Source organism: Flavobacterium bizetiae (assembly GCF_024271895.1).
Classification (GTDB): Bacteria; Bacteroidota; Bacteroidia; order Flavobacteriales; family Flavobacteriaceae; genus Flavobacterium; species Flavobacterium bizetiae.
Genome location: NZ_CP091861.1, coordinates 572,445 through 585,298 on the forward strand (window position 1 = coordinate 572,445; position 12,854 = coordinate 585,298).

At 33.3% G+C, this 12,854-nt stretch carries 14 protein-coding genes; 3 read left to right on the forward strand and 11 right to left on the reverse strand.

Translation table 11 applies throughout. The features are described 5' to 3' along the window. Positions 1–77: 77 nt before the first annotated feature. The 9 genes from L0669_RS02695 to L0669_RS02735 form a co-directional block, all read right to left on the reverse strand. Positions 78–905, reverse strand: coding sequence for a prephenate dehydratase (locus L0669_RS02695; protein WP_263761121.1), 828 nt, complete (start codon positions 903–905; stop codon positions 78–80). 569 nt (positions 906–1,474) lie between these two features. Continuing rightward, entirely contained in the window at positions 1,475–2,644 is a 1,170-nt protein-coding gene (locus tag L0669_RS02700) for a DUF1501 domain-containing protein (RefSeq protein WP_263761123.1), read from the reverse strand. 12 nt (positions 2,645–2,656) lie between these two features. Beyond that, the gene (locus L0669_RS02705; protein ID WP_263761125.1) at positions 2,657–4,054 is read right to left on the reverse strand and encodes a DUF1800 domain-containing protein; all 1,398 of its coding nucleotides are present in this window, start codon (positions 4,052–4,054) and stop codon (positions 2,657–2,659) included. Positions 4,055–4,221: 167 nt separating this feature from the next. Beyond that, positions 4,222–4,494, reverse strand: coding sequence for a hypothetical protein (locus L0669_RS02710; protein WP_263761127.1), 273 nt, complete (start codon positions 4,492–4,494; stop codon positions 4,222–4,224). An 8-nt stretch (positions 4,495–4,502) separates the two neighbouring features. Further along, the gene (locus tag L0669_RS02715) at positions 4,503–4,883 is read right to left on the reverse strand and encodes a hypothetical protein (protein WP_263761129.1); all 381 of its coding nucleotides are present in this window, start codon (positions 4,881–4,883) and stop codon (positions 4,503–4,505) included. 6 nt (positions 4,884–4,889) lie between these two features. Then, the gene (locus tag L0669_RS02720; RefSeq protein ID WP_263761131.1) at positions 4,890–5,384 is read right to left on the reverse strand and encodes an ABC transporter permease; all 495 of its coding nucleotides are present in this window, start codon (positions 5,382–5,384) and stop codon (positions 4,890–4,892) included. Positions 5,385–5,571: 187 nt separating this feature from the next. After that, positions 5,572–7,968: a ribonucleoside-diphosphate reductase subunit alpha gene (locus L0669_RS02725; protein ID WP_263761133.1), complete on the reverse strand. Its 2,397-nt coding sequence runs from the start codon at positions 7,966–7,968 to the stop codon at positions 5,572–5,574. 265 nt (positions 7,969–8,233) lie between these two features. Further along, positions 8,234–9,211: a ribonucleotide-diphosphate reductase subunit beta gene (locus tag L0669_RS02730; RefSeq protein ID WP_029270611.1), complete on the reverse strand. Its 978-nt coding sequence runs from the start codon at positions 9,209–9,211 to the stop codon at positions 8,234–8,236. A 336-nt stretch (positions 9,212–9,547) separates the two neighbouring features. Further along, positions 9,548–10,117 carry a DUF3109 family protein gene (locus L0669_RS02735; protein WP_263761136.1) on the reverse strand — a complete coding sequence of 190 codons (570 nt, stop codon included), beginning with the start codon at positions 10,115–10,117 and terminating at the stop codon, positions 9,548–9,550. A 297-nt stretch (positions 10,118–10,414) separates the two neighbouring features. Between L0669_RS02735 and L0669_RS02740 the strand changes: the two genes are divergently transcribed. From L0669_RS02740 to L0669_RS02750, 3 genes are all read left to right on the forward strand, one after another. After that, the gene (locus L0669_RS02740; protein ID WP_263761138.1) at positions 10,415–10,993 is read left to right on the forward strand and encodes a MarC family protein; all 579 of its coding nucleotides are present in this window, start codon (positions 10,415–10,417) and stop codon (positions 10,991–10,993) included. Between the two features lie 106 nt (positions 10,994–11,099). Then, the gene (locus tag L0669_RS02745; RefSeq protein WP_017496183.1) at positions 11,100–11,300 is read left to right on the forward strand and encodes a hypothetical protein; all 201 of its coding nucleotides are present in this window, start codon (positions 11,100–11,102) and stop codon (positions 11,298–11,300) included. Between the two features lies 1 nt (position 11,301). Beyond that, positions 11,302–11,916: an NAD(P)/FAD-dependent oxidoreductase gene (locus tag L0669_RS02750; RefSeq protein WP_263763899.1), complete on the forward strand. Its 615-nt coding sequence runs from the start codon at positions 11,302–11,304 to the stop codon at positions 11,914–11,916. 168 nt (positions 11,917–12,084) lie between these two features. On the opposite strand, the gene L0669_RS02755 is transcribed toward L0669_RS02750, so the two are convergent. After that, positions 12,085–12,396, reverse strand: coding sequence for a hypothetical protein (locus L0669_RS02755; protein WP_173971419.1), 312 nt, complete (start codon positions 12,394–12,396; stop codon positions 12,085–12,087). A 75-nt stretch (positions 12,397–12,471) separates the two neighbouring features. Beyond that, entirely contained in the window at positions 12,472–12,837 is a 366-nt protein-coding gene (locus L0669_RS02760) for a nuclear transport factor 2 family protein (protein WP_263761140.1), read from the reverse strand. Positions 12,838–12,854 lie beyond the last annotated feature (17 nt).

A 12,854-nucleotide genomic window follows, 5' to 3' on the forward strand; every position in this document is an offset into this window, starting at 1 on the left:
CGGGCTTCTCCCGAAGCTTCAGGATCGCTCAGCCTGACAATTGGAATTTTGAATTTTAAAAAATTGAGATTTCCCCTTTATGGTTTCGTATTTTTATATTCTCCCAGTACTTTAAAATATTCCGCCATTATGTTTAATAACGATTTGGCTTTTGCAAAATCTTCGTATTTCTCGAATGTTACGTCTACGAAAAACGAATATTTCCAAGGTGTTTCAATTTTTGGCAACGATTGAATTTTTGTCAAATTCAGTTTGCAATCGCTCATTACATTTAAAACTGCTGCTAAGCTTCCTCTTTTGTGATCCAGTTCAAATTTGATCGATGCTCTGTTGATTTCGTTTTCTGGCAAAAATGAATTTTGCTTTTTGATAATCACAAAACGAGTCATATTGTTTTTGATCGTTTGAATTTCTGGTGCGATAATATCAAGATCGTACATTTCCGAAGCCGTTTTACTTGCAATTGCAGCGATTCCGGCCAGTTGTTTTTCCTGAATTCTTCTTGCTGTTTCAGCGGTATCTTTGTCTTCAACCAACTTAATGTTCGGATATTGTTTTAAGAAATCCATACATTGTAAAATTGCCATTGGATGCGAATGAACTTCTTTTATATCTTCGATTTTCTGACCTTTCAGTGTCATTAAATTTTGACTAATATTCAAATAATGCTCTCCAATTATGTGTAAATTATTCTTGTCAATCAATGCATAATTCGGAATAATTGGTCCTGCAATCGAATTTTCAATTGCCATAACTGCCTGGTCTGTTTTTCCTGAAAGCAGGCTATCAATCAATTCTTCAAACGACAAACATTCATCAATTTCCACATTTTCAGAGAAATACTCTTTCACAACCTGATGATGAAAAGAACCTTTTATACCTTGTATCGCAATTTTAGTTGTCATATATTCAAAAAAAAATCCTGATTTTCATCAGGATTGTATATTAGTTTTATTTGTCTTTTAAATTTTCTCAAATAACCATAGCACAATCCTCACTTCTACTAAAGAAGAAATAAAAAGAGTTGCTAAAATAAAAACGGTTATTAGACATTTTGTTTGTGTTTTTCAATAAATTCTCTGCGAATGTATAAATTAATTTCAGTGCACCAAAAAAAATATTGCATTTTATGAAACAAAAAAGGATTTCTTAACAAATTTAGCAGGTTTTGTATGATAATATAAAAATATTGGTTTAAAATGAGATATTTACAATTGGTTTTTCTAAGGTTCTGAGATACTGAGATGTTAGGGGACTAAGTTTTTTTTGCCACGAATTCACGAATTAGCTCAAATCATTATCATTTTACAATTCAATTTCTCGAATTAAAGGAATGTCTCTGTCCTTTCTTGTCATTCCGAGGAACGAGGAATCTCCGCAAGAAACTCCGCTCCGAAAGACTCCAATCTTAGTCGAGTTACGAGTGTGATTCCTCGTTCCTCGGAATGACAAGATTGCGAACATAAATCAAAATTTACGAAAACAACCCAGAAACCGGCTGATTTTTAATACCAATTTTAGAATAATCGAAATTCATTTTTTCTTTTAATAAAGAGGCATAGACACTTCTAAAATCAGTTTCGTATTTTAAATCGCCGTTATCCAGGTTCGCTAAATCCGGATTGTGACCTAAAATAGTTCCTTTGTTATTTCCTCCTATTATAAACATTGGCGCGGCAGTTCCGTGATCTGTTCCGTTTCCGTTGTCTTTTACTCGTCGACCAAACTCTGAAAAAACTACAATAGTAACATTTTGAAGTAATTGTGCTTGTTTTAAATCCTGATAAAAACTGTACAAGGCATCATTTAAAGTGGTTAATTGTTTTTCTTGAATAACAAGTTGATTGTCATGTGTATCAAATCCGCCAAGCGAAGTATAATATACTTTCGAATTTAGATTCCCTTTTATTAATCTTCCAATCCATTCGAGGTTTTTGGATAAGTCGGTTTTAGGATAAGTGATTTCTGATTTTGATTTCGCCAGAGCTTTCTGAATTTCATCTGATCCTTCGGTAACGGAATTGGCAATTTTTCGAACAAAATCTAATTGCGGATTATCGGATAAGGTTACATTTTCTTCTTTATCTGATTTTACTTTAAATCGGTTTGGATCTTTTACCGTGATCGAATTAGGTTCTAATCCTTTTAATGCGAGATTATCAATCGAATCGATATTGATTCCTGCCGTTGCCTGATGTCCGTTGCATTGCAAATCCAGATAACGTCCTAACCAGCCTTCGTTGATGTATTTATTAGAATCTGTTGCGGTTTGCCAGATTTCCTGACTGCGAAAATGCGACCGAATAGGTTCCGGATATCCCACATTCTGAATTACAGTTAAATCTCCGTTTTGCTGCATTTGAGCAAAATCTTTTAACGAAGGATGAAAAGCCATTCCTTTATTCTTACTGATAACCAAATCTTTATTTAAGGCAATTTTAGTTCGAAGATCATAATACAACGGATTATCGTACGGAATGAAGGTATTTAAACCATCATTTCCACCATTCAATTGTACAAATACAATACATTGCTCGCCGATTACTAAATTGTTTTGCGAACCAAAAGCATGTAAAAAATCAGGAAGCACTAGCATTCCGCCCGTAAAAGTTCCTGTAAGCGTTAGAAAATTCCTTCTGTTCATAGCTGTAGCTTTCTAAATTAATTGATATTCGGGTAGTTTCGTGATATAATCAAAAAGTCGTATTACGGCAAAATTAGCGTGAGCTTCTTTTGGGTCGAAATCATACTTTAGTAAATTCTCCATATCTTTTTGCATCGAATCATTTACTTTAAATAATAATCTATTTGATAATTCGGTGATAATGGTTTTATTATTTCCGTTAGGATCAAAGTCGATTTTAATATCGATTTTCTCTACTTCTGTTTTTGGCTTTTCAGTATCCGAAGTCATCGTATTCAATACTCTTCTGGTAATACTTCTTCCGCTGCAAAGCAAATCTGAGGTGTTATTGCGTTGTAAATAAATTTGTGAAGTCAACCAGGAATTACCGCCGTCCCAACCTTTTACATTGACCTGATTGTACAAATCCATTCCTTGTTGTTTCAGGAAATAGAGAATCATACCATCATCAAGATCGTCGATATGCAATTCATCCAAAAGCTGTAAAATATAAACCAACGGATCTTTGATCTTTGTTCCTGAGGTTTCTTTTTTATATTCTTCGGTAAAGATTTTGGTTAGTAAAGGTTGTATTTCGAACTTTACTTTTCTGAAATAATCGCCGTAATAGTTCACTAAATCTTCTGACGGATTATCGTAAATAAACCATTTTAGAATTTTTCTGGTAATGAGATACGGAATATTTTTCTGTTCAAAAATGATATCAATGAGATCATCTGAGTTCCAGTTTCCAGTTTTCCCGAAATAGGTTTTATTGGTATTATCCTGAGCAAGACTTCTGTAGATAGCGCCATCGTCTCCGTAATTTAATCCAGCCAGAGCTCGTGCGCCTTCTTTGATGTCATTTTCAGAATAATTTCCGATCCCGATTGTGAATAATTCGAGTAATTCCCGACTTAGATTTTCGTTGTACTTCCCTTTTTTGTTATCGACATTGTCCAGGTATTTGACCATTGCATTCGATTTTACGATTTCTTTGGTCAGTTTTTTGAAATTTCCAAATGCATTTTCGCGCAAAATCATATTGTGCTGGTAAATCCAGTAATTGACTTTTACTTTTTGGGTTGTAGAAACGAAATGATTGTGCCAGAAACAAACCATATTTTCGCGTAACGGAAATTCGTCGTTTCGCATTTTGCCAATCCACCATTTTTTTAATTCTACGGATGAATAGATTTCCTGCATGAGAATTTTCTTTTTAGCTTCTGAATCGGCAGTTTTTATCGCTTCTCGCAGCTCTTTGAGTTCCATTAATGTTTTGGGATCGTCATTTAAAAAAGTGGGGAGTTCTGTGTCGAATTTTAAATCATAGGAATGTTTTAGAAATTTTTCTAATCCTAATTTTTCTATTGCATCGGATTCTTTTCCGGAAAAACCCAATCGTAAGGACCAAAGATTGCTTTTTTTCATAATTCAGAAATTATTACAATAAGACTTGACTTTCTCTTAAAGGTTTAAAGAGAAGGTTCTGAATTTCTTAGTTACTAAGGGACTAAGTTTTAAAATCTTTGGTAATAATTAGAACGGGGAATTTTTGGAGATATTGTTTTATTTGTATTAATACGAAACGGACGGAATTAATACATAACAAGAAATTCATCAATAAATTCCTTTTTTTCGTTGATGTATAAAAAATAGTCTCCAACTTCTTTTTGATTTTGAAGAATATTCAATTTAATTTCAATACAGGGAGTTGGAATAAAATCGTGATCTATTAGAATAGAAATAGACTTTGGAAAGATTACAGAAAGATCATTAATCTCTAATTCATCAGAATCTAGTTGATTAAAATAATTATTAGCCAAATTATAATAATTCTCTTTATTCTTGTAAATAATATTTAAGTCCATAAAATGTTTCAATTTTTTATTTTTCTCCAATAATATTTGGACTGATCTACATTATCAAACAAAAAAGTAATTTTCTTATCACTTAGAATTATATATCTACTTTCTCTCTTATTCTGATCTTCGATAAGCTTTAATGTATCCTTGATAATAGTCCAATTTCCATATTCTTTTGAAGTTCTTAATGGAATATTTTTTCTTGCCATTTTTCTTGATGAAAATTTTTGATTTATTAAGTAATATCTCGAATCTTCCTCTAAGATTAAAACATTAATATTATAAGAATAACCAACTGCCGGATAAGAATCATAAGCGATTCTATAAATAATATCCTTTTTTTGAGCATAAAGAGAGCCAACCATCAAAAGCAAACATAACACAATCTTCTTCATTCGAAACTATCTTTTTATTGCATCAAAATCTTTTTTTGTCATGATCTTTTTATCAAGCATGAGTTTTAACCAATCTTCAATTGATTTCTTAGAAACTTTGTCTAGCTTGCTAATATCAATTTTTGAGGAATCAGAATAATCTACATTATATTTCTCGTACAATGCTTGAAGATAATCATAATATCCTCTTTCATAATTGTGTTGCAAAGCCATGATTTTGGCATAAACCATTACACTATCTGTGCGTACTTCTATAGCACTTTCTTTAAAATCATAAAAAAGCTCTAAGTAAGCATCTTCATCGCCCATCTTTTTAACTCTATTAACCAAGGTATCATAATTGGTTCTTATAGCATTCATCGTAACAACCTCGTCCTGATCAATATCACTATAATCGTTTTCCTGCTTTGCAATCTTGACTTCTTTTACATCTTTAGTTTCTTTCTTTTTGCATGAAACAAAAAAGAGCATTAACAATATAAAGATAATTCTACTTTTCATAAATTTCTATTGAATGATGATTAGCCCCGATTGAAGTGGAAATCCTTTTTATTTTTTTCTTTAAAAAATAAAAAGATTGCAATGAAAAGCGGGAAATAGCTCCTAAAAAAAAGCAGCTATCATTACAATAACTGCTTTTTATAAATATTCTAAAAATCTAAAATCTTAGATCTAAACTCTAAAATCATTAAGACCCACACATTTCACAATCATCAGGCTCTGCTGCTTGTGCTTTTAAAAGCATTGCTTTGTAATCCTCAACGCTGATTGCTTCTGTTTGCGGAACTAAAGTTACCGGTGCATCTTCTTCTTTTTTATCGTTGTTTAGGGTAAATTTAATTGCATCAACCGCAGATTTTGTTCTTAGGTAATACATTCCTGTTTTTAAACCTGATTGCCAAGCATAGAAGTGCATTGACGTAAGTTTAGAATAGTTTGCATCTTGCATGAACAAGTTTAATGATTGCGATTGGTCAATAAAATAACCTCTTTGACGTGACATATCGATAATGTCTTTCATCGACATTTCCCAAACTGTTTTGTACAATTCTTTAAGGTCTTGCGGAATCACATCAATATTTTGAACTGATCCGTTATGACGCATAATTTCCTGTTTCAAAGTTTCGTTCCACAAACCTCTGTCTACTAAATCGTGAAGTAAATGTTTGTTTACTACGATGAATTCTCCAGACAATACACGACGTGTGTAAATGTTTGATGTATATGGTTCGAAAGCTTCGTTGTTTCCAAGAATTTGTGAAGTCGAAGCGGTTGGCATTGGCGCAACTAATAATGAGTTACGAACTCCATGCTCCATTACTTCTTTTCTTAATGAAGCCCAGTCCCAACGGCCTGATAATTCTTCATCTTTCATTCCCCACATATTGTATTGGAATTCTCCTTGTGACATTGGAGATCCAGCGAATGTAGAATATGGTCCTTCTTCTTTTGCCATTTCCATAGAAGCGGTTACGGCTGCGAAGTATAATGTTTCAAAAATTTCCTGGTTTAATGCTTTTGCTTCGTCACTTGTAAACGGCATACGCAACATGATAAAAGCATCTGCTAAACCTTGTACTCCTAAACCAACCGGACGGTGGCGTAAGTTAGAATTTTCAGCTTCTTTTACTGGATAGTAGTTTCTGTCGATTACTTTGTTCAGGTTACGAGTTACACGTTTTGTAACATTGTAAAGCGCTTCGTGATCGAATTTACCGTTCTCGATAAACATTGGCAATGAGATAGAAGCCAGGTTACAAACTGCGATTTCATCTTTAGAGGTAAACTCCATAATCTCTGTACACAAGTTTGATGAACGAATTGTTCCTAAATTCTTGTGGTTCGATTTACGGTTTGCTGCATCTTTGTACAACATATAAGGCGTTCCTGTTTCGATTTGTGACTCAAGGATTTTCTCCCACAATTCACGTGCGCGAATGGTTTTTCTACCTTTTCCTCTAAATTCATAATCAAGATACATGGTTTCGAATTCCTCTCCGTAAACATCATATAATCCAGGACATTCGTTAGGACACATTAAAGTCCATGACGCATCTTCCTGTACACGTTTCATGAATAAATCAGATGTCCACATGGCGAAGAATAAATCTCTTGCACGCATTTCTTCTTTTCCTGTATTTTTCTTTAAATCCAAAAATTCGAAGATATCAGCATGCCATGTTTCGATGTAAATCGCAAAACTACCTTTACGTTTTCCACCACCCTGATCTACGTAACGAGCCGTATCGTTGAAAACTCTCAACATTGGTACGATTCCGTTTGAAGTTCCGTTTGTACCACGAATATAAGATCCTGTCGCACGAACGTTATGAATAGAAAGACCAATTCCTCCCGCTGATTGCGAGATTTTAGCCGTTTGTTTTAAAGTGTCGTAAATACCATCGATACTATCATCCTGCATTGCCAAAAGGAAACAAGAAGACATTTGTGGTTTTGGAGTTCCTGCATTAAACAACGTTGGCGTTGCATGCGTAAAGAACTTTTTAGACATTAAATCGTAAGTTTCGATTACTGATTTTAAATCGTCAAGGTGGATACCAACCGAAACACGCATCAACATATGTTGTGGTCTTTCGACAATTTTACCGTTTATTTTTAACAAATACGAACGTTCTAAGGTTTTGAAACCAAAGTAATCGTAATTGAAATCTCTTGTATAAATGATATGTGAATCTAAGAATTCTGAATTTTCCTGAATTACTTTGAATACTTCATCCGAAAGTAACGGAGCTTCTTGCCCGTTTCTTGGATTTACGTAATGATACATATCTTTCATCGTTTCTGAGAACGATTTTTTAGTATTTGAATGTAGGTTTGAAATTGCCACACGCGCTGCTAATTGTGCATAGTCTGGATGCGCAATTGTCATAGAAGCCGCCGTTTCTGCCGCAAGATTATCCAGTTCAGAAGTTGAAACCCCATCATACAATCCTTCGATAACACGCATGGCTACCTTAACAGGATCTACAAGTTCATTTAAACCGTAACACAATTTTTTGATTCTTTCTGTAATCTTATCAAACATTACGGGCTCTCTGTGGCCATCTCTTTTTACTACATACATAAGCTTACTATTTTAGTTATTGAAAAAATGAAAGACACTGGAATAACGATTTCCAGTACTTAAACATTGCGTGTTTTAAAATTATTTTTTGAGAATTGCAGGATTCTCAATAGTTATCTGTTCCAGCCTACAAAATAGACCGAAAAGGCATTAAAAATTGTTATTGAATCTGCGATTTGGGAAAGAGATTCAACCGAAAAATGTTCTGTTATAAAATTCTATTCTTTTTAGCGTTTCGAGGTAACGCTAAAATTATTCTTGTTGTCTAAAAATCTGCATCAAATGAAATTTTCTGAGCATCACTGTCTGTGTTCATCACACCAGATTTTTGATACTCTGCAACACGTTTTTCAAAGAAATTAGTTTTTCCCTGAAGAGAAATCATGTCCATGAAGTCAAACGGATTCGCTGATCCATATACACGTTCGCAACCTAATTCTACTAATAATCTATCCGCAACAAATTCTAAGTATTGCGTCATTAAAGCAGCATTCATACCAATTAAACTTACCGGCAGAGATTCTGTAACAAATTCTCTTTCGATATCTAAGGCATCAACGATGATTTCTTTAATTCTGTCTTTTGGTACTTTGTTAATCAGGTGATGATTGTGTAAGTGCACTGCAAAGTCACAGTGTACACCTTCGTCACGAGAAATCAACTCGTTAGAGAAAGTTAAACCTGGCATTAAACCACGTTTTTTTAACCAATAAATAGAACAGAAAGCACCTGAAAAGAAAATTCCTTCAACGGCAGCAAAAGCAATTAGCCTTTCAGCGAATGAATCAGATTCGATCCACTTTAAAGCCCAGTCTGCTTTTTTCTTAATTGCAGGAAAAACTTCCAAAGCATTAAACAATTCTGCTTTCTCTGCTTCATCTTTCACGTAAGTGTCAATTAATAAAGAGTAAGTTTCGCTGTGAATGTTTTCCATCATGATCTGGAAACCATAGAAAAACTTCGCCTCGGCATATTGAACTTCGTTTACAAAGTTTTCAGCAAGGTTTTCATTTACAATTCCGTCAGAAGCTGCAAAGAATGCTAATATATGTTTAATGAAATATCTTTCGTCGTCACTAAGTTTATTGTTCCAATCTGTCAAATCCTGGTGCAAGTCAATTTCTTCGGCAGTCCAGAAACTAGCCTCCATTTTTTTATACCATTCCCAAATATCGTGATGTTTGATAGGAAAAATAACGAAACGATTTTTATTTTCTTGTAATATTGGCTCGACTTGTGACATGGTAATTTTTATTTAATTTTTGTACTGAATTTTTACTAATTCAATAGACTACAAAGATTGTCAATTATCGCTAAAAATGAAAGCCAAACTTATTCACAATTCGACGTAGTTTTTAACAACGGTCGAAAAATGCGATATTTTTCAGACAATAATTAATTTATTGTAAATGAATGGTTTAAAAACGAATAAACGACCTTGAAGCCCGTAAAATATAGACTTTTTACAATAAAAAGCAAGAAATTTTCAATTGTTTTTAAAAGTTTTTTTTTGAGTTAAAACTTTATTTTTTGAGTTAAAATATATCCTCTAAAAGCAGTAACTAAGGCGCCGGAATTTTTAAGATTTCTTAAGTTCTTCGGCTACTTTTTCAAGCTCTAAATACCAATCCTGACCAAAACGGCGGATCAACGCTTCTTTTACAAATTTATAAACCGGAACTTCCAATTCTTTACCTAAAGAACAGGCATCATCGCAAATATCCCATTTATCATAATTGACCGCAGCAAACTCTGTAAAGTCTTTTACACGGATTGGATACAAATGACAAGAAACTGGTTTTTTCCAATCTATGATTCCCTGATTATAAGCTTGCTCGATTCCGCAAAGTGCAGTTTTGCCATCAAAAATAACATACGCACAATCTTTTTCATCGATTAATGGTGTTTCAAGATCACCATCGGTTCCTTTTACCCAAGTTCCTTGCGCTTCGATTGCAACAATTCCTTCTTTACGTAAAAATGGTTTTACTTTAGGATAAATCTCTTCCAGTATTTTAGTCTCCGCTTCGTTTAATGGCGCACCGGCATCTCCGTCAACACAGCAAGCTCCTTTACAAGCTGACAAGTTGCACACAAATTCTTTTTCAAGAATATCTTCTGAAATAATGGTTTTTCCTAATTGAAACATGATAATAAAGTACTGAAATTTATAAAGTGCAAAGATAGTCAAAGAAAGCAGATAAACACTTTAAAATATTAACCGCAAAGCACGCAGTGATTTACGCAAAGCTTTATAACATTTTATCCTTTGTGAACTTTGCGTAAATCTTTACGAATCTTTGCGGTTAAATTATTTTTTGTTACAAATATCACTTTTTTAACCACTAAACCATGTTTTTATAACAAAAATACATCGTATCAAAAAAACACCTACCTTTATTATCTACCTTTGCAAAAAATTTTAAATCCTTAAAATCAAAGTGATATGCTAGAAATCGACTTTAAAGAAATAATTACTGTTGGGATGGTACTTTTTGCGGTAATTGATATTGTAGGATCAATTCCGATCATTGTAAACTTAAGATCTAAAGTGGGCCATATCGAATCTGAGAAGGCTTCGATTGTAGCAGGTCTTATTATGATTGTATTTCTTTTTGTTGGAGAAGGCTTTTTAAGTCTTATAGGTATCGACGTGCATTCGTTTGCCGTTGCGGGTTCGTTTGTATTATTCTTCCTGGCTTTAGAGATGATTCTGGGAATCAGGATTTATCGTGACGAAGAACCGGGCTCAGCTTCTATCGTTCCGTTAGCGTTTCCGTTAATTGCGGGAGCAGGAACTATGACAACTTTATTATCGCTACGATCTCAATTTCACACCATTAATATTATCATCGCAATTATATTAAATATTATACTGGTTTACATCGTTTTAAAATCTTCTAAAAAAATCGAAAATTTATTAGGAGAAAACGGACTTGGCGTGGTTCGCAAGACATTTGGAGTGATACTTTTAGCAATTGCTGTTAAATTATTTGCTGCTAATGTTAAAGGTTTGTTTGTCTAACATTTATTTTTATAAATTTACCCCATAAAATTTCTAAAATACAACTTTAAGACATTTTTTAAGTCAAAGAGTTTTACTTTATTATTTTAGGCAAACAACAACCATTATGAAAATTTTTACTTCAATCTTAGTGCTTTTAGCATTAGCTTTAATTGTTTTTAATATTACGTTGCTAGACTTCAAAAATCCTTTCCAGGGAGACAGTGTAGTTGCTTTTATTGGAATCGCAGCTTCATTTTGTGCCGTTTTGATTCTTTTAATCTTTAGAATTTCTAAAAGAATTGAAGAAAAAACAAACGGTCGTTAATATGTTCGAGGTTTTAATTATTGGCGGAGGTGCTTCGGGAGTTTCTTGTGCACTTGTTTTGGGTTCAGCTAAGAAAAAAGCTTTTGTCATCGATAAAAAAATCGGGATTTTTATGCATCAGAAAAACTCTGCTTTACAAGAAGCCGTTTTCTATAATGCTTATGGCGTCCCTTCAGGAAAATTAGGTTCTCAATTGCTAGATGAAAGTTCACAATTTTTAGGTGAAAGTTATCCGCAAATTGACCAAATATTTAATGAAAAAGTAATAAAAGTCGAAGGCTCTTACCCTGAATTTACGGTTACTACAAACAAAAATTCTTATCAAGCAAAAAATATTGTTGTTGGTATTGGTTCTGCGAATACTTTTGACATCGAGGGCTTGATACAATATGTAGAACCCCACAAAAAAGCATTACCAGAAAAACAGCGTATTCAGCTTAAAAATGACGATCATAAAGTAGCCGACGGTATTTATGTTATTGGAACTTTAGCAGGCTGGAGAAGTCAATTGGCAATTGCTGCCGGAAGTGGCGCTGCCGTTGCAACGGATATTCTTACTTTATGGAATAACGGAATACAAACTCACTCGCACGATAGTATTCGAGAAACCCTATAAAATTATTAAACCATATAAATTATATAAGTTCATTTAATGCATTGCGCATATTATCAACTTATATAATTTATATGGTTTCTTTTTTTTACTTAAGTTTATTTTCTTTTAATAGTTATTGCTTCACGCATAGTATTAAATGAACTTATATAACTTATATGGTTTAACCCTTTATTTTACCGAAACAATTTCTTTTACTGTGATATGTTTCTCAGTATCTGCTTTCCAGATTTCTCCTTTTAGAGATACCTCATCGCCTTCTTTAAATCTTTTGAAATTCTCAGGTCCACCAAGATTTACAATGCTGATTGTAGCAAAATAAACCTCATTTTTATCGGTGTTGATCTTGGCCGTATAACCGTCTTTTCCATTTTCGATAGAAATCACTTTTCCTGAAATCGTATTTTTATCTTTCATACAGGCACAAGAAATTACAAAAGTCATTAGCAATAATAAGAAACTTACTCTTTTTAGATTTTTCATATTTTATAATTTAACCGCAATTCCAATAATTATCAGAAACCGGTTATGTTAGATTTATATTTTTACTTTCAAAATTTATACCATTTGTGTACAACTTCCGGCAATAACTTTTAGGCTTTCGCCGAATTGCCTCCACACTCTTATATAACGAAACGAATTAGCGATAGGATTATTATCATAAGCTCCTTTTAATAAGATAATCACACTCACTACTGCTGTATCTTCTATGATATTAATGATTTGATCAGAAGCTTCTAAGGTTTCGATTTTCATTTTTCCTAAACGATACGATTCTAAATCAAATTCTTTCGTGATGGTTTGTCCGTCCGACAAATTAAAAAGCAAATCATCGTGCAGCATTTTATCCAACGCTGCAACATCAGCATTTTTTATTGCCGTTAAAAGTTCGATTTCAGCATTTACAATAGTTTCTATTTTCATCTGATACAAGAATTAAG